At 36.3% G+C, this 24,233-nt stretch carries 15 protein-coding genes; 6 read left to right on the top strand and 9 right to left on the bottom strand.

Translation table 11 applies throughout. The features are described from left to right. Nucleotides 1-9: 9 nt before the first annotated feature. Genes CHSO_RS11805 through CHSO_RS11795 form a run of 3 tightly spaced genes read right to left on the bottom strand, consistent with a single transcriptional unit; the run spans nt 10 to nt 5,917 of the window. Nucleotides 10-1,434 carry a glycoside hydrolase family 30 protein gene (locus tag CHSO_RS11805; protein WP_045496141.1) on the bottom strand — a complete coding sequence of 475 codons (1,425 nt, stop codon included), beginning with the start codon at nt 1,432-1,434 and terminating at the stop codon, nt 10-12. Between the two features lie 2 nt (nt 1,435-1,436). Beyond that, nucleotides 1,437-2,990 (bottom strand): RagB/SusD family nutrient uptake outer membrane protein, encoded by a 1,554-nt coding sequence (locus tag CHSO_RS11800; protein ID WP_045496139.1) that lies wholly within the window; start codon nt 2,988-2,990, stop codon nt 1,437-1,439. 11 nt (nt 2,991-3,001) lie between these two features. Beyond that, nucleotides 3,002-5,917: a SusC/RagA family TonB-linked outer membrane protein gene (locus CHSO_RS11795; protein WP_045496137.1), complete on the bottom strand. Its 2,916-nt coding sequence runs from the start codon at nt 5,915-5,917 to the stop codon at nt 3,002-3,004. Nucleotides 5,918-6,095: 178 nt separating this feature from the next. On the opposite strand from CHSO_RS11795, the gene CHSO_RS11790 reads away from it, so the two are divergent. The 4 genes from CHSO_RS11790 (at nt 6,096) to CHSO_RS11775 (ending at nt 11,504) form a co-directional block, all read left to right on the top strand. Further along, the gene (locus CHSO_RS11790; RefSeq protein WP_084220969.1) at nt 6,096-7,289 is read left to right on the top strand and encodes an MFS transporter; all 1,194 of its coding nucleotides are present in this window, start codon (nt 6,096-6,098) and stop codon (nt 7,287-7,289) included. Between the two features lie 16 nt (nt 7,290-7,305). Continuing rightward, nucleotides 7,306-8,094 (top strand): NUDIX hydrolase, encoded by a 789-nt coding sequence (locus CHSO_RS11785; RefSeq protein WP_045496135.1) that lies wholly within the window; start codon nt 7,306-7,308, stop codon nt 8,092-8,094. 128 nt (nt 8,095-8,222) lie between these two features. Then, the gene (locus CHSO_RS11780) at nt 8,223-9,401 is read left to right on the top strand and encodes an acyl-CoA dehydrogenase family protein (RefSeq protein ID WP_045496134.1); all 1,179 of its coding nucleotides are present in this window, start codon (nt 8,223-8,225) and stop codon (nt 9,399-9,401) included. Between the two features lie 159 nt (nt 9,402-9,560). Beyond that, a complete protein-coding gene (locus CHSO_RS11775) occupies nt 9,561-11,504 on the top strand; it encodes a T9SS type A sorting domain-containing protein (RefSeq protein ID WP_045496132.1) in 1,944 nt (647 codons plus the stop codon). Nucleotides 11,505-11,766: 262 nt separating this feature from the next. Here CHSO_RS11775 and CHSO_RS11770 read toward each other — a convergent pair whose 3' ends face one another. The 6 genes from CHSO_RS11770 to CHSO_RS11745 form a co-directional block, all read right to left on the bottom strand. Then, complete coding sequence (locus tag CHSO_RS11770) at nt 11,767-14,133, bottom strand: patatin-like phospholipase family protein (protein WP_045496129.1); 2,367 nt, start codon at nt 14,131-14,133, stop codon at nt 11,767-11,769. Nucleotides 14,134-14,516: 383 nt separating this feature from the next. Further along, nucleotides 14,517-17,204, bottom strand: a complete 2,688-nt coding sequence (locus CHSO_RS11765) for a PD-(D/E)XK nuclease family protein (protein WP_045496126.1) — start codon at nt 17,202-17,204, stop codon at nt 14,517-14,519. Next, the gene (locus CHSO_RS11760; protein ID WP_045496124.1) at nt 17,201-17,737 is read right to left on the bottom strand and encodes a hypothetical protein; all 537 of its coding nucleotides are present in this window, start codon (nt 17,735-17,737) and stop codon (nt 17,201-17,203) included. The genes CHSO_RS11765 and CHSO_RS11760 overlap by 4 nt, the downstream gene beginning before the upstream one ends. Next, nucleotides 17,737-18,141, bottom strand: coding sequence for a hypothetical protein (locus tag CHSO_RS11755; protein ID WP_045496122.1), 405 nt, complete (start codon nt 18,139-18,141; stop codon nt 17,737-17,739). Before CHSO_RS11755 ends, CHSO_RS11760 begins: the two co-directional genes overlap by 1 nt. Nucleotides 18,142-18,203: 62 nt before the next feature. Next, entirely contained in the window at nt 18,204-18,839 is a 636-nt protein-coding gene (gene rsmG / locus CHSO_RS11750) for a 16S rRNA (guanine(527)-N(7))-methyltransferase RsmG (protein WP_045496120.1), read from the bottom strand. Nucleotides 18,840-18,929: 90 nt separating this feature from the next. Further along, nucleotides 18,930-19,775 carry a GLPGLI family protein gene (locus CHSO_RS11745; RefSeq protein WP_171817643.1) on the bottom strand — a complete coding sequence of 282 codons (846 nt, stop codon included), beginning with the start codon at nt 19,773-19,775 and terminating at the stop codon, nt 18,930-18,932. A gap of 173 nt (nt 19,776-19,948) precedes the next feature. Between CHSO_RS11745 and CHSO_RS11740 the strand changes: the two genes are divergently transcribed. Both CHSO_RS11740 and CHSO_RS11735 read left to right on the top strand, forming a co-directional pair. Further along, complete coding sequence (locus CHSO_RS11740; RefSeq protein ID WP_045496115.1) at nt 19,949-21,142, top strand: pyridoxal phosphate-dependent aminotransferase; 1,194 nt, start codon at nt 19,949-19,951, stop codon at nt 21,140-21,142. A gap of 35 nt (nt 21,143-21,177) precedes the next feature. Then, nucleotides 21,178-24,117, top strand: coding sequence for a M16 family metallopeptidase (locus tag CHSO_RS11735; RefSeq protein ID WP_045496113.1), 2,940 nt, complete (start codon nt 21,178-21,180; stop codon nt 24,115-24,117). Nucleotides 24,118-24,233: the final 116 nt, after the last annotated feature.

The following is a 24,233-nucleotide window of genomic DNA, read 5'->3' as shown; positions in this document are numbered from 1 at the left end:
CTTATTCGATTAAAAAATATAAGTTGCGGCAGATTGCCCAGGAATGTTTACTGTAGCGATCTTTCCGGCAAATTTAATATTAAAATTTTCAACGGCCTTATTATCATTCTGAACAATCAGCACTGTTTTTCCAGCTGGGGTTTTAAATGCTGCTGTGGATAAATATTTTGTTTGTGTTGAAGCAATACCTTGTGAACCTGCAGGTATAAACTTAGACGCATGAGCCACAATATAATAAGCTACATTTCTGGTAAAATTCTCACTGTCTGAAACAGTAATAGCTCCTTTACATTCGGTACATCCGCCCACTGTATGGGGCCCATATTTCGGATCATTGGCAAGATTCCATTCCAAAGCTGTTTTGCTCCAGTTTCTCATGGATCCGATAATTACATTTTTCATATGCCAGTTCAGATCTTCATTGAATGTTCCTTTTGAACCTGTCCATTGCTCGGTAAAGTATAGATTTTTATCAGGAAAAGCATCGTGAACAGTACTTAATGCTGAAATATCACCTTCATACAAATGAAAAGCTGATCCATCAATATATTGGTAAGCTTCAGGATCTTTTAGAATATCAAGAGCATATTCCGGTTTATTGCAATTATGATCGTATACAACAATTTTGGTTTTAATATTGTTGGTTTTAAAAGAAGGTCCTAAATATCCTTTAATAAAATCTCTCTGTTTTTCAGAAGGCATGTACATACTTGGGTTATTACCCGGATGTAAAGGTTCATTTTGAGGTGTGATGGCGTCAATAATGATTCCTTCTTTTTTCATTCCCTGGATATATTTTACAAAATATTGTGCATACGTTTCATAAAATTCAGGTTTTAAACTTCCTCCTTTTGATTTTCCATTATCCTTCATCCAAACTGGTGCTGACCACGGCGTTGCAATGATTTTAATTTTAGGATTAATGGTCAAAATCTCCTTCAGCATAGCAATCAAGTCTTTGTCTTTTATCAGGCTAAATTTAGAAAGTTCAACATCCGTTTGCCCTTCCGGAAGATCATCATAGGAAAATACTTCACTATCAAGATCTGAAGCACCTATGCTTAATCTCAAATAGCTAATGGAAATAGAGTTTTTATCACTCCCGAAAAGTTCGTTCAGTAAAGCTTTTCTTTTGGCTGGTGACAAACGATTGATCACCTCAACACTTCCTCCCGTTAATGTATATCCAAACCCATCAACATATTGAAACTTTTGGGTATCATCAATTTCAATATTCTGAAAGTTATTTGACATATTTACAAATCTGATTGGAGTTTGAGACTGTAATTGGATACTTTCATCTCCTTTGGTTAGCCAATATTGAACTTCGTCACCTTTATTCTGAGCAACTGAGGTACATGATAAAGGAAAAAGTACCACACCGCAAAGCAGTGCAGTACCTTTAAAGAAACTATATAAGTTGTGAAACTTCATATTTAATATCCCGGATTTTGGTGCAGCGATGTATTCGGCAATTCATTATACGGAATGGGTAAGATTTCGTTTTTATTGGCTTTAAATCCTTTAAATGCTAGCTTTGAAGGAGCATCGCCCCATCTTACAAGGTCAAACCATCTATGGCCTTCACCGGCAAGTTCTCGTCTTCTTTCATCTTTAATAGCCTGTATTGAAACAGGAACCGATGCTAAACCAACTCTTGCTCTTACCGCATCCAACAGTGCTTGAGCCCTGGCACCAGCTCCACCTAAAGCTTCTGCTTCCATAAGATAGGTATCAGCTAATCGTATGGCAATATAATTCTGTCTGAAATTGAGCTCAGGAGCTCCAGGAAGTGAACTTACCAAATCTCTGGTAGGCATATATTTATTTAAAAAATACCCAGTATCCGCAAACGCAGGACTATAAGTTACTTTACCCTGGTCTACCCATGGTTTTATATTAAAAATAGTCACATCTAATCTAGGATCTCCCTGCATAAAGTCATATAAATCTTGTGTTACTGTATTGAATGACCAACCCGGAAACAGATCTGGTGCTTTATTATCCACAATCTTTTTATTGACAGAATAAGAACGTGGACCTAGCATTGCATTGATGGAATTACCTTCATCTTTTCCCTGTCCCCAGAAACTCCAGTCAGAGTTTGCTTTGTTGGTATGCATCACTTCAAGAATAGACTCTGTTGAAAATTTATATTCATCTGATTTTTCTGATCCTACCTTAAACAGGTCTGCATATTTTTCCACTAATTTATATCCGTACTGGCTAACGCCACCAGGAGTCCCGTTCACTGCTGCGAATTGGGTTGCTGCTTCAGGCATTTTTTTATCATACAAATAAATTTTTCCTAATATTGCTCTGGCTGTTCCCTGTGTAATCCTCCCTTTGTCATTACCATTGGCTGTCATCATTAAATCCGGAATGGAAGCAAGAATATCATTTTCTATCTGAACGTATACTTCACTCGGTTTTGCCTGTGGAATATGCCAGTAATCATCATCAAATTTCACACTCTTAAGGACTAAGGGAATATTTCCAAACATTCTTAAAAGTTCAAAATAGTACAGAGATCTCAGTACTTTTGCTTCAGCACTGAATCTTTTTTTAAGTTCATCACTCATGTCTGCTTTTGGAACATTCTCTATCAAAAGATTAGCCCTTGCTATTCCCTGATAGTAATCTCTCCAATAACTTGCAGGCATCGTATTAGGATTTATGGCATAGTTATTCATTCCCTGTATACCAGCTCCGTCATTAGAACTTCCTCCTCCTGAGTAAAAATCATCAGATCCCGCATTAAAAAAAGTGACTGTATTTTCGAAGCCGCTGGAATATTTTCTTAAAACATCATATACAGATACCAATGCACTAAAAGATTGAGTCTCATTCTTAAAATACATATCCGTTTTAAAAGATCCTGAGTTTTCCACTTCATCCAGATAAGAGCCTCCGCAGGCAATGGTACTGAAACTTAAACCTGCCAACATCGTAACAGCAAGTCCTTTATATATAAAATTCTTATTTTTCATGTTATTACATATTAAAATTGAATATTTGCTCCCAGCAAGAATGTTCTGGCCTGTGGATAATAAGCTCTGTCCACCCCTATAATATCCTGTTCAGAATTATTTCTTCCTGCAATTTCCGGATCATATCCGGTGTATTTAGTGAAAGTGAAAAGGTTTTCTCCTGTGATGTAGAGTCTCACTTTACTCATTCCGAAACGGCTGGTAATATCCTGAGGAAGTGTATATCCTAACTGAACAATTTTCACTCTCACATAATCTCCTTTCTGAAGATAATAATTTGACATCCATGTATAATTATGGTTAGGATCATTTCGGGTAACCCTTGGATTTTCATTAGTAGAACCCTCTCCTGTCCAGCGGTTTAAAATCTTTGTCTGATAATTGGCATCCACAACATCCAACCTTCTTAGTCCCTGGAAAATTTTATTACCTGCCTGTCCTTGGGCAAATACCATAAAATCAAAGTTTTTGTAATTCAAATTAACCGTAAGTCCGAAAGTATATTTTGGAATAGAACTTCCTAAATTCACTTTATCATCCTCGTCAATTTTACCATCTCCGTTATTATCCTGCCAGATAAAATCCCCAGGTTTTGCATCCGGTAAAAGTTTGCCTCCATTGGCATTTACATAAGCATCAATTTGTGCCTGATTCTGGAAAACACCGCTATACGTCTGCCCATAGAACGATCCATAGGGCTGCCCCACAGCTACTCTTGATACCGCTCCCATAGTCTGGAAAGAAGCGAGATTGAAGTAATTGATATCATCCTCTAATCGCAACACTTTATTTTTTATGGTAGCAAAGTTTCCGTTAACCGATATACTGAAATCCTGCCAATTTTTTTTGTACCCCAACTCAAGCTCAAGTCCTGAGTTTTCCATATCTCCTACATTTGACCAAGGTAAATTAGGAACTCCTACATAACCTGGAATATTAATTTGTCTTAAAATATCAGTAGTTTTCTTCTTATACCAATCTGCTGTAAAAGTAAAATTATTGAATAGTTTAAAATCTGCTGCAATATTCAACTGGCTTGTTTGTTCCCATTTAAGATTAGGGTTTTCTAATGTACTTGGAGCATATCCTATAATAATATTGTTTCCTGGAGTGGTATAATTACTTCCTGAAACCATAAAACTTGCAAATCTGAAGTTTTCCATCTCATCATTTCCTAAAACCCCATAACCCCCTCTCAGTTTCATGTTATTAATCACCTTATTTTCCGGCCAGAAATCTTCTTTATGAACATTCCATCCTACAGACATTGACGGAAAAGTTCCCCAATGATGGTTGGTCGCAAATTTTGAAGATCCATCTCTACGAATAGTCCCTGTAAATAAATATTTATCAGCATAGTCATAAATGATCCTACCAAAATAAGATGCCTTACGGGTTTGAATTCCGTCCCATCCTTTTGCTGTAATATCATCCTGAGGAACATCAAAGTTAAAAGAAGCATCCTGCCAGCTATCAATTGGCAGATTACTGTAGGTTAAGCTGGCCCCACCTGATACATTATATCGATATACTCCCTGCCCAATTAAAATACTTAGACTGTGATCTCCAAATTTATTTTGATAAGTCAGGGTATTTTCCATACTCCATTCAAATTTATTCTCATCCACCTTATTCAGGCTGTTAAAACTTGTACTTCTGTAGCTTGGACTTAAATAATACTTGGGTGTAAAGGTTCGACTGCCCCAATATGATTTCTTTCCATTTAAGCTCGACTTGAATGTGAAGTGGTTAAGAAATTTAAGTTCAGCAAAAATATTCCCTACAAAATCATCAGACCAATTGTAATTTCCCTGCTGAATAGCACGAAAAGCTCTTGGATTGGTCATTTCATTATTTACATAACGCGAAATTCCATAAGGATTGCCATTGGGATCACGGATAATATAAGGATCTGTATAACCACCCGGATCTACCTGAGACCAATCTGTAACCACTTCTGGTGTAATTGGATCTAAGTTAACTGCTGAAGCTAACGGCCCACCGTATTCTTCGTTAGCGCTTACGCCCTGAGATTTTGTATGGGTATAGGCAAAAGTCTGCCCTAATGTTAAATAATCTGTAACCTTATGGGTTGAATTGAATCTTGCATTGATTCTTTTATAATAAGAGATATCCGTCATTACAATACCTGTCTGATCGAAATACCCGAACGATGTATAGTAACTGGATTTATCATTACCCCCCGTAATACTTACTTCATGGGAAGATTTTTCTCCTGTTCCAAAAATGGTATCCTGCCAGTTTGTTCCTTTTCCAAAGGATTCAGGATTTGCAAAACGAGGAGCCTGTCCGTCATTTACAAAACCTTCATTAATAATTTTGGCATATTGAGTGGCATCCAAAAGGTCCAGCTTTTTAGCGGTATTCGAAAATCCGTAAAATCCATTATAGGAAAGAACCAGTTTTCCTTTCTTCCCTTTTTTTGTGGTAACCAGGATTACTCCTTTTGCCGCAGAAACTCCATAAATTGCAGATGATGCTCCATCTTTCAGCACTTCAATACTTTCTATATCAGACTGATTAAGCCAGCCGATATTATCCACCACAATACCATCTACCACCCATAACGGACTATTACTTCCGGCTCCAAAACTGGTGATTCCACGAACTCGAACTGTTGCAGCAGCACCCGGTTGTCCGGAATTAGTTACTACAGAAACCCCTGCAGCCCTTCCCTGCAACACCTGTTCCGGCTTACCGGTAGGGATGTTTTCTATATCACTGGCTTTAATACTTGCGATTGCCCCGGTTACATTAGACTTCTTCTGGGTCCCATAACCAATCACTACAATCTCATCTATTTTGTTTTCCTTAGAAAGCGTGTCCTTTTTAGTCTGGCCACTGAAGTTAGCCGTAAAATAGAGGACGGCAATCACTCCTAAATTTCTCGATATTCTTACATTCATATACAGCTATTTGTTTTAATTCTCAAATTGAGACAATAAAAATATATTTTTTTTCAATTAATTAACATTATATTAATAAATATTTTGAAATTTCGTTTATTATTGAGGGTTAAAAGCCATATCTTCGTATCAATTATTCACCAAAAGTTATAAAAATTCAATAAAGTTAACTCCCGAAATGACCGCTAAGCTTTCCAAAATTTCTCTTCCTCTTAAATTAACCTTTCTGATTTTTTCAATGGTGCTCAACTGTATGGGGCTTATTATCCTTCAGCTTGCAGACAATAATATCACCTATGGAGAACTTGGACTTCTGGAATCTTTCAAAGATCTCCCCATTGCTTTTATCTCATTATTTGCAGTAAGCTTTATTAATAAAACAGGATCAAAAAAAGCACTGATTGCAGCTTTAGCTATTGTAGGATTCTGCTCCTGCCTTCTTCCGTTTATTGAAGAATTCTGGTTTTATAAAGTATGGTTTGCCATTATTGGAGCCTGCTTTGCCATTGGGAAAATATGTGTGTTTGGGATCATCAGGAATAACATTTCGGATGAGAAGTCTTTGGCTAAAACAATGAACAGCGTGGAAGCTTCTTTTATGATCGGAATTTTTGTGGTGAATACAGGTTTTGGATGGATCATCTCAAGCCAGTATTCCGAATTCTGGAGATTTGGGTTTTTACTAATTGCTGTATTATCTGCCATTACCATATTCCTTCTTTCAAAAATAGAAATAACAGAGTCTAAACCATCGGAAAACAAAAGTATACTCACAGAATTATCAGTATTTACAACCCCTGTGGTTGCTTTGTTTCTTGCGGTAATCTTCTTTATTGTTTTTGTAGAACAGGGGTTCAATTCATGGTTGCCGTCTTTTTATAAGAATCATTTGAAAGTCAATTCATTTTTTGCTCTTCAGGCCACTTCGTTTCTTTCACTTTTTTCGTATGCAGGAAGAACCGTTACAGCCAATATTATCCGTAGGTTTTCATTATCAACATATTATATTACATGCATCACTCTTATCATCGCTTTATTACTTACGATTTTAGGGCTTCAGTATTTTGATTCTGAAGATTCGAGGCTTATTCTCTTTTTGTTTCCGGTTATAGGTTTATTTCTCTCACCGCTATACCCTGTTGTCAATTCAAAAATGATTGCTTTGGTTGATAAAGAAAAGATAAATCTGTTTACCTCTCTTATTGTTATTTTTTCTTCCCTGGGAAGCTCTGTGAGTTCTATTATCATGGCTATACTCTTTGGGAAGCAGCTTTTAAACTTTTATCCATTATATATTTTATGCTCTGTAATTCTTCTTTTTGTGATTAGTTTATTATATTTTACCGTCTCAAAAAGAAAATATAGAAAATAGTTTTATTTTTACAACCATGAAAATCAAAGACACAAAAAGCAAAGAAACACTTCAGGAACTGATCGACACAAAGGATTTCGTTGCTCATATTTCTGTAGACTGTACGATATTCGGCTTTCACAATAATATTCTGAAAGTCCTATTGTTAAAATATCATGATCTGGATCTATGGTCACTTCCTGGTGGTTTTGTTTTCAATGATGAAGACCTGAGGGAAGCCGCAGAGCGTGTTTTGTATGAAAGAACACACCTTAAAGGTTTATTTTTAAAGCAATTTCATACGTTTGGAAGAATAGACCGTACAGAAAACAATGTTCATCAGATCCTTCTTAGAAATAAAGGGATTGAAGTACCGGAAGATCACTGGATCTTTCAAAGGTTTATTACGGTAGGATACTGCAGTCTTATCGATTTTTCACTGACCAATACTTTTCCGGATGCTTTTAATGAAAGCTGTGAATGGTTTGAGGTGAACAATCTTCCCAAGATGGCATTTGATCACGACAGAATTATAGAAACCGGACTGGAATACCTGAGAATGAATATCAACACTGAAGTGGCAGCCAGTAATCTTCTTCCTGAAAAATTTACGATGAAGGACCTTCAGGCTCTTTATGAAACTATTTTAGGACAGAAATTCAGAAGAAATAATTTCCAACGAAAAATATTAAGCCTAAATATCCTTGATAGATTGGAAAAGCTATACGACGGTTCTGCTAACAAGGCTCCATATCTGTATAAATTCAAGACTGAGGTTCATAATGCCACTAATCAGTATCCTATCTCCAATGATGAGGAGGTTTAAAATGTGAATTTTATTCCTTACACAGGAAAAAACCATATTATCTGTTTGAAAACCAGCATTTAGATAAGTTTTCAAAAAAATTTCTTAAACACCACGAAAAATGTTATTTTTAACAAAATCAAAAAATCATGTCATATTATCCTCTTACAAGCATCCCTGATTATTATGGAATTGATGCTTTACTTACTGAAGAACACAAACTGATCCGCCAATCTGTAAGGGATTGGGTTGAAAGTTATGTAATGCCGCAGATTGACCAGGCAGCACAAAATCATACTGATCTTCCTGGCCTTATGAGAGAATTAGGAAAAATCGGGGCATTAGGACCCTATATTCCGGTTGAATATGGAGGTTCCGGATTAGATCAGATTTCTTATGGTCTTATCATGCAGGAATTAGAAAGAGGAGATTCTGCAGTACGTTCTGCTGCTTCAGTACAAAGCTCTTTGGTAATGTTTCCTATTAATGAGTTCGGTTCTGAGGAACAGAAAAAGAAATATCTTCCAAAATTAGCTGCTGGAGAAATGATTGGTTCTTTTGGATTAACCGAGCCTAATCACGGTTCTGATCCAAGTTCTATGGAAACTTACTTCAAGGATATGGGAGACCACTATCTTTTGAATGGTGCAAAAATGTGGATCACCAACTCCCCTCTTTGCGACATTGCTGTAGTATGGGCAAAGAATGAAGAAGGAAAAATACAGGGATTAATTGTTGAAAGAGGAATGGAAGGATTCACTACTCCGGAAACACACAATAAATGGAGCTTGAGAGCTTCCAAAACAGGAGAATTGGTATTTAACGATGTAAAAGTTCCGAAAGAAAACCTACTTCCTGGCGTTACAGGACTGAAAGGACCTTTATCTTGTCTGAACTCTGCCAGATATGGAATTTCCTGGGGAGTAATCGGAGCGGCTATTGACTGTCATTGTACAGCAGTTCAGTATTCCAAAGAAAGAAAGCAGTTTGGTAAACCAATCGGATCTTATCAGCTTCAACAGAAAAAATTAGCTGAATTCTTAACAGAGATTACAAAAGCTCAGTTATTATGTCTTCAGTTAGGAAATCTTAAAAATGCTCATAAAGCAACACCTGCACAGATCTCAATGGCTAAGCGCAACAACGTAAAAATGGCTATTGACATTGCAAGAGAATCAAGACAGATTCTTGGAGGCATGGGTATCATGGGTGAATTCCCAATGATGAGACACGCTGCCAATCTGGAGTCTGTTATTACTTATGAAGGAACTCACGACGTTCATTTGTTAATCACCGGTTTAGATATTACAGGTATCAACGCTTTCTAAGGAAAAAAAATATAGAACTAAGAGTCTGGTCTTTGGATCAGACTCTTTTATTTTACTCACCTTTCAGAGAATTTAATATTCGATGAATAGTTATTAATGTCTGAATATTTTTGAGGAATTATTAAAAATACTACATTAACAGTAGTAAAAATCCACGATATGAAGAAAATAACAACTTTTTTGTTAGGACTCACTGCACCTTTTTATCTGGCCCAACAGGCAGGAGATCTTATAAGTGCCGAACAAAAACTAGACTTAACTCCACAGGGAGTCGCTAATTTCATCGCCAGCAATCTTGGTGAGCAGAACGCTCCTGATTTTGTAAGTTATCTGAATGGTTTCAATGTAGGTTTAAAAGGATATAAAATAACCTATTACACCAAAAATGAAAAAAATGTTCTTGTAAAAGCAACAGGACTTCTGATGTATCCTAATGTTAATATGAAGCTTTCCACAGTCGTCTCAGACCATGGAACTACCGATAGCAGGGATAACGTTCCTTCTAATTTTAAAGGAACTCTAACCGCAGGATTCGTGGTGGAACTTTCTTATGTACTCAACGGTTATATTTTAATGGCTCCTGACTATGTAGGGATGGGAGACGGAGATGGTGTGCATCCATATGTAGACTATGCAACTGAATCTGGTGCCACTATTGATTTTGTTACAGCCGCCAATAAGGTATTGGCACAACAGGGAATAAAACGCTACGATGAATACTTTCTGGCAGGCTATTCCCAAGGAGCACATGCAGCCATGTCTACTTTAAAAAGATTAAATGTATCAAACCCTGGGAATCTGAAGTTTACATATGCTTATATGGGTGATGGTCCTTATGATATGTCGGAAACCACTTTAAAGAAAGGTGTTTTAGAAAAGGATATTTACCCATTCAGTTCATTTCTTGCCAATGTGCTTCACAGCTGCAATAATACAGGATATAAAACCTATACTAATGATATTTCAGAAGTTATTTCAGCAGAATATCTTGACAAATATAACTATCACGTTGTTCAGGATAATGGCGGTTTACTCTGGGGACCATTCATATGGAGAAAACTATTCACAACCAATTTCATCAATGAAGTAACCAATAACCCCAACCATCAATTCAGACAGTGTCTAAAGCCGAAAGATGTTTATGATTGGTATAATAAAACCCCTATGACATTAGGCCATTCTTCCGTAGACTTAGCTATTCCACCTGAAAATACCTCCAAAACTATTGATGTACAGCGTGGTTATTATGCATGGTGGGATCTGAATAAATACAAACTGGATTCCTTCTACTGGGGACCTATCGGACACGTGGGTGGTATAGTTCCTTTCGTTCTGGCTTCTAATGCCAAATTCAATACCTTAAGAAGTGGTGGTTTTTTTAACCAATGGGCTGCAGTAGGATCTATTTTTGGAAAACAAGCAGCAGAAGCTCCTATCCTATTTTCATCTCAGATAAAACCCGAACTTGGAAATCTGCAGTTGGTTGAAGTTACTGATTTTAATAAAGAGAAAATAAGCAGCAGAACTGCAAATGAACGTAATCTATCTTCTTTAAATGATGGTGTATATCTATTGAAAGTGTTGGAAAACAATCAGGAAAAGATGCTTCCCTACATCAAGAATACTCCTAGAGAGGTGGTGGAAAATGAAATTGTACAATCCGAAAACAATTCAGTTTTAAAATTAAAAATCGATGAGAATGAACTTTCTGCAGTTCATATTTTTGATGAAAATAAAAATCTGGTTACAACCATTTCCCAAGGCCAATATCAGGAAAACGATGGTATCAATCTAAAAAACCTGAATCCTCAGAAATATACGTTCGAAGTCGTTACGCCATATTATAACCTGCAGTTTAATAAGAATCTTGGAAACAGCAGATTGGAAAACAGTACAGATATTTTTGCACAGAACAAACAGATCAAAGCCAGAGCTAATAATAATATTAAAACTATCAGTATATACAGTATTTCCGGAGCTTTGCTTCATCAGCAGGAAGTGAATTCTCAACAATTTGAATCGAGAAGTATGGAACCAGGAGTATATGTAGTACAAATGACTCTTGCTAACGGAAAAACCATCAATAAGAAAGTTAAGCTATAGCATCTAATCCTTTTTATATATCATTTTCAAGTTAATTTTGGCACTCCAGCAATGGGGTGCTTTTCTGTTTTTTTAAATAAATACCACGTCCTGAAATTCCAAGACAATAGTTATTGGACTGGAAGCTGGAAGAGGGAGGCTGGAAGTTACTATTGTTCCGATAACCTCTGGAAGTCATTTTAATCTATTAATAAAAATTGAGATAAAAATGCAGCCTTAGTCTCGAGTACTTCCCACTTCCAGCCTCCAGCTTCCCTACTCATTAAAACTTAAATCCGATACTGAAATATATCCTTGAAAAATCAAGTTGGTTATTTCTGGAAATATTAAGATTGATTGGGCCTATAAGAGATTCATATCCAAGATTTACTCCATAGCCGAACATTTCAAAGCTGTCATTGAAAGGAGAAAACTCCTCACTTACTTTTCCATAGCTGAAGGAAGGCGTTAAGTATAATCTTTTCATGATTCTGTACTGAAGCGATATACCTAGTTTAGCCACAGAATTCATAGGCAATTCTTTCTGACGAAGGCCATTAAATTCAGGATTTAACAAATCGTAATTGTATTCACTCCCCCCAATATTATACTTCTGATTGAGGAAAAAGTAAGGTACTGTATCTTCTCTGTATGAACCAAAACTTGTTCCCAGAAAAAGATTAACCTTCGCTGCCAGCCTTCTTGTAATAGGATGAGCAAAGTTTTCATTCAGAGTGAATGATACGAGGTTCTTTGCTAAAAAATAATCCGGGTTTTTAGGATTTAAAATAGGATATAACTGAGGCTGCACAACTTGAAGATCATACAGCTCATATTGATCTCCGAAATAAAGCCTTGTACTTACCTGAAGATGATTTCCTTTGGTAGAAAAGTATCTTTTATTCAGATTATTCTGTTCAAATTTCAAAAAAGCATTAAAATTACTGTGATTATAGAGCTTTTTACTAAAATTATCTACTTTTGCCTGGTCTATTTTATCCAGCAAGGTATACATCCTTTCTGTACTGAATTCCGTTCCCAAAGAAATAAAAGCATTAGGAGTAATATTATAATTCAAAGCCACTTTTCCGGTAATATTCCGATACATGTGGTTAGGAAACTTTGTCGTGGAGTCTTCATCATCATACCCAAATGTCCTAAAAATCAAATCATTACTTTTAAGATGAACCATTTTAGCTTCAAGATCTATCCACCAATGGTCGCCGCTCCCCAGAAAACGCTGGTAAGCCAATCTTGCTTTAAAACGTTCTGAAATATCGATGGTAGCCAGAAATCTGGATCTATTAGCCAGAATATTTCTGTAAGTATAGTTCACAATAATTCCCACAGATTGCTCTGTATCATAGTGAAGAGCCAGCTTAAAAGCTCCTTTCTTAACTTTTTTAACGAAAATATTCATCACAAGACCATCACCTTCATTGGTATAGGTATAATATACTTTTTCGTACTGGCGTACTCCAAATACTCTGTCTATCGCCTCATTAACGGTTTTCACATCATAATATTTCCCTTCTGTCAGGCCGAGCTCCTTTTTAATAACTGCAATTTCGACTTCATCGGCAAGCGGAGTGCCATTTTCTTCATTGAAGGTAAATTTAGTTGTAGGAAGCCTTACCTCCTCAATCATTTCATGTTCGTACTTAATACCCAGCTTTTTCTGAGCTTCTGCCAATGCAACAAATTCAGGAAGATGCTTTTTGGCTTCTATTTCACCTATTTTAATGATCTTTCTGAACCTTGCAAAATCTTTTGTGGTAATATCTCCCAAAGGATCTACAAAGTCTACCAAAATGTTGGATAAAGCCTTCTGGTGCTTAAAATCTTCAACGGAACGGATGGCATGAGTCTGGTAGATCATTTTCATTGGGTTTTCAATCTCTTTTTTGGTAAAAAGCCTGAATCCTGTATAACCACCAATCACAAAGTCGGCACCCATCTGCCGAACTTCATTGGCCGGATAATTCCTATCCAATCCACCATCTACCAATAGTTTTCCATCAATATAAACAGGAGCAAAAGCTGCAGGAATAGCCAGTGTAGACCGAATTGCAAGCGGCAGAGATCCTTTTTTCTGCATAATCAAACCTCCGTTTTCAATATCTGAGGAAGTAAGTTCTACAGGAATTCTTAATTTGCTGAAATCATTGATATGCTTCGCGTTAAAGGTGAGTGTATTCAAAACCTCGCCCATATACTGACCTTCAATATAGGAACTGGGAAGCGTTGGAACCCCTTTCACAACCGGAAACTCCAGAATATATTTATCATACTCATCCTTTTCACTGATATTGACCTTGTTGTATGGAATTTTATTGCTCAGAATCCTGTTCCAATCAACTTTATAAATGGTTTTCTTTAACTGGTCTGCATTATATCCCATTGCATATAAACCGCCCAAGATACCGCCCATACTGGTTCCGGTGATATAATCTACCTTAATTCCAAGGGAGTCTATCATTTTCAGAATTCCGATGTGGGCAAATCCTTTTGCACCACCTCCACTCAGCGCCAAACCAAACTTTGTATCTTTGGTTACATTTTGTAATCTGGCATTCAGAGAATCGTTAATCTGTTGGGATTTAAGAAAAAGAGAAAAAATGACAGTTCCCAAAATCAGGAGTTTTTTCATGAGAAAGCCTGTTTTTATGTGTATAAAAATTTTACCGTAAATATACAATTATACCACAAAAGCTGACAAAAAACCTCATCTATTTACCTATTGAAGAAGAACTTTAAAAAGTATTTATTATTAACGAAACGTTTAATGACCATCAAAGTTTATTGAAAAAAAAAATTATTGCTGTTTAAATTTTACGCAAAGATTTTATAATGCAATTACAATATTTCAAGGAAGCAAAGATGGAATCAACTTCATTGATTCTTTCTAAGCGTACGCATAACCGTGTCGCTTCATCGGCGATAAAGTCACTATTCTTTGCATCCTAAAATAAAACTTTGCGTTAAATTAGCTTTGGTATTTTAAAGAGAAATGATCAAAGAGATAGGATAATTTTAGTAGGACTTTACAGTTTCTACGAAGTTGATATCCGGATTCAGGATTTCAAGAATAAGGCTTTTAACAGACCTCATGGCATCATCAATATCTCCCTTGTCGAAAACAAGAGAAACCATTCCTTTTTTAGCCTCTGCAAAGCTCCAGATACCTGTTTCAATTGGATAGCCCCAGAACTCAGGAAGGTGTTGTATCACATAATGATAAATGCAGAGCTGCAACGCTTGCTTTCTGTCGCTGTTATGAAAATACTGCTCTACGTTATCTTCATCAATTTTTACATGGAGGTTTTTAATTTTAGCCGTTTTATAATCAATGATCCTTAAAGTTCCGTTCAGTTTATCAATTCTGTCAATAAATCCCATGAAAGAAATTTTATCCCTGCCGTCAAGATAAAATTCCACATTTTCGAACCTTCTTTCGATGTCAATAATCTCTAATGTATTTCCTTGTCTGATAAGTTCAAGATCATGATTCAGAACATTTTCAATCACCTTTTTCGCAATGGCTTTGTGGATGTAGTTCATTCCTTTTTCATAGAATTCCGGCTGATGCTTTAACTTCTCAATTGCAATATTTATATATTTATCTATCGCTTTAATTGACTTCTCTAAATCACTTTCTTTTAAAACCTTACCTTTTAATATTTCATAAACTTCTTGAAGTGAATAATGAACTAAGTTTCCATAATTTTTCACGGATAATTCTTCTTCAATTTCATCCGATTCCGAAGTGTTCAGGATCTTCGATAAGTAAAAATCAATAGGATTATATAGATAGCTTGTAAGGTGAGAAGCTGATACTCTTTCCTTCCATTTCTGAAGCCGCTCCCTCACTATTTCCGTCTTGGAAATTTCTATAGGTTTTGTAATAATGGGCTCTGAAGAATTCTCAATAATCAGGTGTTCAATCTCATGAGAACTTTCCATTTCAATCTGAGTAATGAAGCGACTTTTTTCACCTGTATTCACTCCCGAACTTAAAGCATTGTACAACAAATGAACATTCTTCGCATCCTGAATCAGCCTGTAAAAGTGATAAGCATAAATACTGTCATTTTCCAAAAATGTATGAAGATCAAAGAATCTTCTGATATCAAAAGGAATATAAGTATTCTGGGAATTTCCCAATGGAAGCTTCCCTTCGTTAACCGAAAGCAGGATCACATTTTCAAAATTCAGAAGACGTGTTTCCAGCAATCCCATAATTTGTAATCCTCTTAAAGGCTCACCCTGGAAATCGATACTCTCGGAATTGATATGCTGGTTGATGAGAATCTCCAACGTTTCCATTTTAATCTCAATATTGTAGGGAGTCAGCTGATTCTTAATAATTCTAAAGGCATTCTCGAAGTGAGATACGTTTTCATACTGTATATCATCTATTTCCAGCCATTTCACTTGGTGACAGAATGAAATAAGAATATCCAGATAAGCCGTTGTGCTTGCAGCCTTTTGAAGAAGTCCGAAATAAGACAGCTCTCCCAAAAGTTCACTCAAAAGCTTATTAGAAATATATACAATATTCCTTTCTTCTATTTTTGTTTTAAAATCATTGATGATCAGTTCATCTTTAGCTGATTTCGGAAGCTCTTCAAGAATAGGAAATACATCTCTGTAGTAATACGAAGTTTTATTTTTTTCTAACTGTTTCTGTAGATAGAAAAGACGTTTTACTGCATTAGAGAAAGACAGATTCTTCAATGGAAACCCCATCGTGATATTCAGGTTATCTACTCCATGCATCACATCCAGACTTGCAGGAAGAAGGTTTTCATCCAACAGAACTACCGCTGTATTGGAATACGTTTTATTGTTGATTTCCTTAAAGATCTCCGGCAGCACCTTGGTTTGGGTTACGTTTCCGGAAACTTCATATACTTTGATCTTTTTAGGTTGATTAAAATCGTCCTCTATCCATTGGAAAGCTCTGTTATCATCAAACTCCTTCCATGTTTTATGGTTTCTGAGGAATTTCCCGGCCTCTTGTCTTTCGTCGTTAAAGTAATAACGGTCTGCCTGAAAAAAACACTGAGCCTTATTCCATCGCAGAAGGCTTCTTACCAATTTTTCTTCAACCGGCGTAAAGGCATTAAATCCACAGAATACAAACTGCTCCGAGGTATCCTTTGCAAAATCAGAGATACTCGCTTTAGCAGCCTCGTGAATCATTCCTGAGGTTGCCCAGTTCTTGCCCTGCAGCCTGCTTTTTAATTCAGGAAGGAAAACATTCATATTCTGCCAGAAATTAAGAAACTTCTTTCTGGGTACATCATCATCTTCACCAAGATCCTGTGCCCATTCTTTAATCCTCTCTTCATCAAACATGTATTGCAGAACTGCCTGATCGCTGTCTGAAAACTTCAAAATATCATCCCAATCCTTCTGAAGGGTTGGAAACCACTTCAAAAAGTCAGAAAAGTTATCCCTTGGAATAAGGTTCAGGCTTCGGTATACATCAAATGAAAAAAGCCATAGTGGAATTCCCTGGATCACCTGTTTGTCGGCAATCCTATTAATCAACTCCTCAATGGTAAAAAAGTTGGGAAGAAATCCAGAATAGTTGTTTTCCTCAAGAATCTGCCGAATAAATACAATCGGACGTTTTCCGGGCAGAATGATGTTAAACGCAGATAGATCCGGGTTTTGTGCCAACAGTTCGTGGATGATCTTATTGAGGAATTTCAAGGGGCTTGATAGCTTTTAAGGTTTTCTAATTCTTGAGAGATAGCAGCATTATAATCTGCCTGTTTTACTTCATCCATTCCATGACGGGTATCTTTGTCATAGGCTATCTGAAAGTTTTTATATTCGATGGATATTGTATTATAAATCGATTTAAATAACCTATTGTAATCACCGGAATTTCTGACCTTTTCAGCAACAGTTTTCCTGAATTTTCTTACAAAAAGTTCTGCAATATCAAAATGTTTCTGTTCATGCAGCAAAATATAATCATTGATTTTTTTGGCGTCTTTCCAGGATTTATCTTCGTTAAATATCGTTTTTATTTCAATCTTCACCGGAGACTTCGGGTTGCTGGATTTTACCACAGAATATTCCCAACCGCAATTGGTATACGCTGCGACATCCGGATTATTCCTTCTGTTGACAGGGCTTTTAAAATTGTCCCATACCAGCTTTTGTTCTTCCTGCCAGAAAATTTTCTGTCCAAACATAACATCAGCCGCCAACAAACAGAATACAAAAGTCAATTTCATTATTTCACCACAATCGTTTTTGTAATCCAGTTATTTCCTCCGTTCCAGAAAGTAAAAGTGTACTTCCCTATTCTCTGTGGATTAAAATTAATCTGGTTAACTGCTGAATAGCTTTTTTGAGTACAAGGACCATTGGAAATGTACTTATAGGCGGTCACAGTTCTTTTAAAATCACCATCATAAATATAATCATAGGCATAAAACCCCTGGCACTGAGATGAATAGGTGGAATACGTTTTAATATGCTGTATTGCAAAGATATCCATAGTATCATTGGCAATCTTAACACTGTCAATCTTGACCTTATCAATGGATTCGATCGTCTGATAATCATCGTCATTACACGAAACCAATACAAAGCCAAACAATAATGCTGAAAATCCAATATTTAGAAGCTTTTTCATAATCTTTTAATTTTCTGATTATCAATACATATTTAGCAAAAATATTCCTTATTCAAATAAAATCAGGAATTAAAATTTCCTTTTGATACGTAAACTACTTTTTTAGTATCAAAGAATTCTCCATCAAAATAGTGTTTCAGATTGAAAATTTCACATTTAAGTCCGGCAAGTTCTTCAGCAAGATCTCCACCTTTTAAATATAAAATCCCGTTATGTTTAGGGTTAAACTGTTCTTTTTCAAATTTTCCTTTCAGCCATCTTAAGAATTCAGGCATCTGGGTTACCGCTCTGCTGACAACAAAGTGGAATTTTTCTTTTAGTTTTTCCGCTCTTCCGTGGATGGCAGTTACATTTTTCAGTCCCACTCCTTCTGCTACAGCATTTACCACGCTAATTTTCTTCCCTATGGAGTCAATCAGGGTAAATTCTGTATCAGGAAAAAGGATCGCCAATGGAATTCCTGGAAAACCTCCTCCGGTTCCAATATCCAATACTTTCGTTCCTGGAGCAAATTCCATCACTTTAGCAATTCCTAACGAGTGAAGAACATGCTTTTCATACAACGATTCCATATCTTTTCTAGAAATTACGTTGATCTTTTCATTCCATTCATTGTACAGGGCTTCCAGCTTTGCAAACTGTTCTAGCTGTGTTTCGGTAAGATCCGGAAAATATTTTAATAGTAACGATGTAGACATGTGAATTATTATAATCTGCAAAAATAAGTTTTTATTGGCTTTATTCAAATTTTCAGAAAGAGTATCTCAAAAAATAATACAAGTTTCTTTTTAATTTGCCATTTCTTTTTCAATAGGATTATTACTTTTTTTAAGCAGCCTTCCCAATTCCGCATCTTCATTTCCCTTACCTGCTTTTTTAATTTGGCTCAGTTCCAATTGAGTAACATATCCATCTTTCAACTGTATTCCCATTTTCCCTGCTTGCCCGTCTATATTGATACTTTCAATATCTTCAGGACTAAATGTGTCATCTTTCAAAAGTTTCCGGTATTCCTGGTCAGTCATTTTTTTATTGTTTTTAGGAACAAAACCAAATATCGAATTTACTTTTTTCACCTGAATCATATTAAAAACATGATCGTTATCTGTATCTTTAATTCTAACTACAAGTCCCGGAAGGCCATTAAATTTATAAGGTCCATCGCTGATAGGGTAATCCTTGGAAAACCATGCTTCCCATTCCCTTCCTTTGTACCGGGTAACGGCTTTCTGGCAGTTCATCCCATTGATATTTAAAAATTCTTTCTGTACAGACCATTTTGGAACTTCAGAATCCGCTATAACAAGATTTGCCGTTTTATATTTATCATATAAATTGGCTTCTCTTTTTGAATAGTCCTTTTCAATGATATAACCTAAGTTTCTGTCATAATTTTTACTCTTAAACAGTGCCTTAAGGTCTTTATCTGCCTGATAAATAGAATCTCTTTTATATTTAACAGCATTATAAAAATAAGATTTCTTCCCGTCGGAATCCAGATTCATATAATCTGTAACCTGGGAATCTTTATGATCAATATCAGATCTCATTTTGTATTCATACACAAAGCGGTAATTCTGGGCAGATACAGTACAGGCTAATGCTAAAAATAAAAGTTTATATATCTTTTTCATGGAGTTAAGTTTTTTAAAAATCTTGTTTCCAACACAAATTGTATCAAAAAACAACATTAACTCCAAATATAGTGAATCCTTTTAAACCTGATAAAAATCTTTAAACCTGCCCCTTTTTTATTTCTCCTGCAAGGCCTTTTTATTATATATTTGTTAAAATTCAAAAAAATACAATGGACAAACTTTCAGATAGAGTAAAAAGACTAGGATACTCACAGACTTTTGTAATGTCTAACAAGGCAAGGGAAATGAAGGCGAACGGAATTGATGTAATCAGTTTAACCCTTGGTGAACCGGATTTTGATGTTCCGGATAATATCAAACAGGCGGCATTCGATGCCATCAACCAGAACTACAGCCACTACTCTCCTGTTCCTGGATTTCTGGAATTGCGTGAGGCCATTGCTCATAAATTAAAAAGAGATAACAATCTTGAATACAAACCTACACAGATTTGTGTTTCAAATGGTGCAAAACAGGCTATTTTAAACGTTTTAGCAGCGATTATCAATGATGGTGATGAAGTTCTGCTCCCTGCGCCTTATTGGGTAAGCTATGATGAAATGGTGAAAATGATGGGTGGAAACTCTGTGATGCTTCCCACTTCTTACGTTACGGATTTCAAAGTAACTGCTGAACAGCTTGAAGAAGCCATTACGGATAAAACAAAAGCAATCCTTTTCAGTTCACCATGTAACCCATCAGGAGGATATTATACCTATGATGAATTGAAATCTATTGCTAAAGTAGTTGCTAAATACCCTAATATAACGATCATTTCAGATGAAATCTATGAATTCATCAATTATGAAACTAAAACTACCTCCATTGCTCAGTTCCCTGAAGTTTACGAACAGACTGCGGTAATCAACGGAATGTCAAAAGCTTTCGCCATGACCGGATGGAGAATCGGATATTCTGCATGCCCGGAATGGTTGGCTAAAGCTTGTGAAAAAGTACAGGGACAAATGACAAGTGGTGCTAACACTGTGGCTCAAAGGGCTTCTATTGTTGCTTTAAAAACAGATCCAGCAGAATACAGATACATGATTGATGCTTTCAAAAAGAGAAGAGATCTTGTATATGAACTTATTCAGGAAATTCCAGGATTTAAAGTATTGCTTCCAAAGGCTGCCTTCTACTTCTTCCCGGATATTTCGCATTATATCGGAAAAACTTTGAATGGAACTGAAATTAAAAATTCTGATGATTTCGCCATGTTCTTATTGGAAAATGCTCATGTAGGATGTGTGGGGGGATTCTCTTTCGGAAGTCCGGAGTGTATCAGATTCTCTTATGCAGCTTCTGAAGAGGAATTAAGAGAAGCTATGAAGCGAATCAAAGATTTGTTAGCGCAATTCAACTAAGAATTTAAAAACTAAAATAAAACACAACCGCAATAATGAATCTGTTTAAAAAATTAACCATCGTCACCAGTATTGCAGCGGCAAGTTTTGCAGGCCACGCTTTCGGACAGGATTACCAGTGGAAAGAAGCTACTTCTAATGGGTACAAATATAAGTTTGTTACCAACGATCCTACTGCCGCAAGATATTACACTTTAAAAAACGGATTAACGGTTATTCTAAGTCCAACCAACAAGGAACCGAGAATCCAGACGTATATTGCCACCAAAGCAGGAAGCAAAACCGATCCTGCAGATCACACAGGCCTTGCCCATTATCTGGAGCACATGCTTTTTAAAGGAACCAATCAGTTCGGATCTAAAGATTGGGCCAAAGAAAAACCTCTTTTAGATCAGATTGATGCTCTTTATGAGAAGTACAATCAGACCAAGGATGAAACTAAGAGAAAAGAGATCTACAAAGAAATTGACAGGGTTTCCAGAGAAGCTGCAAAATACGCAATTGCCAACGAGTATGACAAAATGATGGCTGGTATGGGAGGTGACGGCACTAACGCTTTCACTTCTTTTGAACAAACAGTATACACTGAAGACATCCCTTCTAATGTTGTTGATAAATTTCTGGCGCTACAATCAGAAAGATTCAGAGAACCTATTCTTAGATTGTTCCATACAGAGCTTGAGGCAGTATATGAAGAAAAAAACAGATCGCTTGACGATGATGGAGACAAGGTTTACGATATGATGTTTGCCAATCTTTTCCCTAATAACAATTATGGAAAGCAGACTACCATCGGAACCATTGAGCATCTGAAAAACCCTTCTCTACATGCCATCAGAGAATACTACAACAATTATTATGTTCCCAACAATATGGGAATCATTATGTCTGGAGACTTCAATCCGGATGAAGTGATCGCCAAGATTGACAAAGCTTTCTCTTACATGAAATCTAAACAGGTTCCTGAATACATTGTAGGACAGGAAAAAGCCATTACTTCTCCGGTAATCAAAGAAGTGGTAGGTCCCGACTCTGAAAGCGTAATGCTTGGATTCAGATTTCCCGGTGCTTCAACAAAAGATGCCAGGCTGTTAAATTTCGTAGGAAGCATGCTTACCAACGGACAAGCGGGGTTAATTGACCTTGATCTTGTAAAAAAACAAAAGTTATTGGCGGCTTATGCTTTCCCATATACTTTAAAAGACTATTCGGTATTACTTCTTCAAGGAAAGCCTACTGAAGGGCAGTCTTTGGATGAAGTAAAAAATCTTCTTCTTCAGGAAATCGATAAATTAAGAAAAGGTGAGTTCTCTGATGATCTTATTCAGTCGATCGTCAACAACGAAAAGAAAAACACCATTCAAAAAGATGAAAAGTACGCTTCAAGAGCAAGCCTCTTAATGGATGAATTTACTTCTGAAGTAGATCATAAAGCAAACCTGGAGTATATTGAAGAAATCTCTAAGCTTACTAAGAAAGATATCATGGATTTCGTTTCCAAATATCTTCAGAACAATAATTATGTAGCGGTTTACAAGAAGAAGGGTGAAGACAAGAGCATTGTAAAGGTTGATAAACCAACCATCACTCCTGTTTCTGTAAACAGAGAAGACCAATCCTCTTTCCTGAAAAAGATTGACGAGATGCCTGAAAAAGCAATTGCTCCGGTATGGCTAAACTATGACAAAGACATTGCTAAAAATAAACTGGGCGATGTAGAGGTACTTTCTGTGAAAAATACAGACAATGCTCTGTTCAGAATGTATTATCACTTTGATTCCGGAAAATGGAACAACAAAATGCTTCCGTTAGCTGCTGAATATCTTCAATACTTAGGAACCAATGATAAATCTTCGGAAACTATCAGCAGAGAGTTTTACAAATTAGCATCAAGCTTTAAAGTTAGTGCAGGCAATGAAGAAACTTATGTTTCATTAGAAGGTTTAAACGAAAACTTTGATAAAACCATTGCTTTATTTGAAGATCTGATTAAAAACTGTAAACCAGACCAAGCCGCCTTAGACGCTTATAAAGCAAGACTTAAAAAAGCCAGAGCAAACGCTAAGCAAAATAAAGCAACCATCATGGCTGGATTGAGAAGCTATGCGCAATACGGAGCACAGAATCCGTTCAATAATGTTTTGAGCGATGCTGAATTAGACGCTTTAAAAGCTGATGATCTTGTGAGTATCCTTCATGATTTATTCAACTTCAAGCACAAAGTCTTATATTATGGGCCAAAAACCGGAGCTGAAACTGTTGCTTCTTTAAAACCTATCCACAAACTTCCTGCAGCGCTTAAGGAACTTCCAAAGGCTAAAACTTTTACACAGATCCCGACAGATAAGAACAAGGTCTTATTTGCGCATTATGATATGGTACAGGCTGAAATATTCTGGGCAAGAAACTCAGAACAGTACAGTTCCACTATTACTCCTACCGTAAGTTTATTTAACAATTACTTCGGAGGTGGAATGGGATCTATTGTTTTCCAGACGATCAGAGAATCCAAAGCATTAGCGTATTCTACTTATTCTTATTTTGCTCTTCCAAGCAAGAAAGAAGATAAAAACAGCATTATGGCCTATGTAGGAACTCAGGCGGATAAGTTCAATGAAGCTTCTTCTGCAATGAATGAACTTCTGACTACCCTGCCAAAGTCTGAGCAATTATTTGAAACCGCCAAAAGCGGATTGAAAAAAACAATCGCTTCTGAAAGAATTTCTCAGGATGGTATTATTTTCTCTTACCTGAAAGCCCAAAGACTTGGAAATAATTCAGATATCAGAAAGAATGTCTATGAACAGGCACCAAAACTGTCTTTTACAGACATCAACACTTTCCATGATAAAGAGATGAAAAACAAAAATTACACCTATTGTATTGTGGCATCTCAAGAGAAAGTAAATGACGCCGATATGCAAAAATTAGGAGAGATTAAAAAACTTAATCTGACCGAAATATTTGGATATTAAGATAAGCAAAAGCTCTGGTTTAAGGGCTTTTTATTTCACAACACATCAAAAACAATTATAGATTTTATTTATCGAAAATCATTTGTTCGATAGATAAAACTTCTCTATATTTGCAA

Origin of the sequence: Chryseobacterium sp. StRB126 (assembly GCF_000829375.1) — a bacterium.
Classification (GTDB): Bacteria; Bacteroidota; Bacteroidia; order Flavobacteriales; family Weeksellaceae; genus Chryseobacterium.
Note: the sequence above shows the minus strand (reverse complement) of the source record. Positions and strands in the feature narration are given on the sequence as shown.

Coding starts and splice junctions, on each gene's coding strand:
- CHSO_RS11805 (WP_045496141.1), bottom strand. CDS start 1,434: ATGAAGTTTCACAACTTATATAGTTTCTTTAAAGGTACTGCACTGCTT.
- CHSO_RS11800 (WP_045496139.1), bottom strand. CDS start 2,990: ATGAAAAATAAGAATTTTATATATAAAGGACTTGCTGTTACGATGTTG.
- CHSO_RS11795 (WP_045496137.1), bottom strand. CDS start 5,917: ATGAATGTAAGAATATCGAGAAATTTAGGAGTGATTGCCGTCCTCTAT.
- CHSO_RS11790 (WP_084220969.1), top strand. CDS start 6,096: ATGACCGCTAAGCTTTCCAAAATTTCTCTTCCTCTTAAATTAACCTTT.
- CHSO_RS11785 (WP_045496135.1), top strand. CDS start 7,306: ATGAAAATCAAAGACACAAAAAGCAAAGAAACACTTCAGGAACTGATC.
- CHSO_RS11780 (WP_045496134.1), top strand. CDS start 8,223: ATGTCATATTATCCTCTTACAAGCATCCCTGATTATTATGGAATTGAT.
- CHSO_RS11775 (WP_045496132.1), top strand. CDS start 9,561: ATGAAGAAAATAACAACTTTTTTGTTAGGACTCACTGCACCTTTTTAT.
- CHSO_RS11770 (WP_045496129.1), bottom strand. CDS start 14,133: ATGAAAAAACTCCTGATTTTGGGAACTGTCATTTTTTCTCTTTTTCTT.
- CHSO_RS11760 (WP_045496124.1), bottom strand. CDS start 17,737: ATGAAATTGACTTTTGTATTCTGTTTGTTGGCGGCTGATGTTATGTTT.
- CHSO_RS11755 (WP_045496122.1), bottom strand. CDS start 18,141: ATGAAAAAGCTTCTAAATATTGGATTTTCAGCATTATTGTTTGGCTTT.
- rsmG (WP_045496120.1), bottom strand. CDS start 18,839: ATGTCTACATCGTTACTATTAAAATATTTTCCGGATCTTACCGAAACA.
- CHSO_RS11745 (WP_171817643.1), bottom strand. CDS start 19,775: ATGAAAAAGATATATAAACTTTTATTTTTAGCATTAGCCTGTACTGTA.
- CHSO_RS11740 (WP_045496115.1), top strand. CDS start 19,949: ATGGACAAACTTTCAGATAGAGTAAAAAGACTAGGATACTCACAGACT.
- CHSO_RS11735 (WP_045496113.1), top strand. CDS start 21,178: ATGAATCTGTTTAAAAAATTAACCATCGTCACCAGTATTGCAGCGGCA.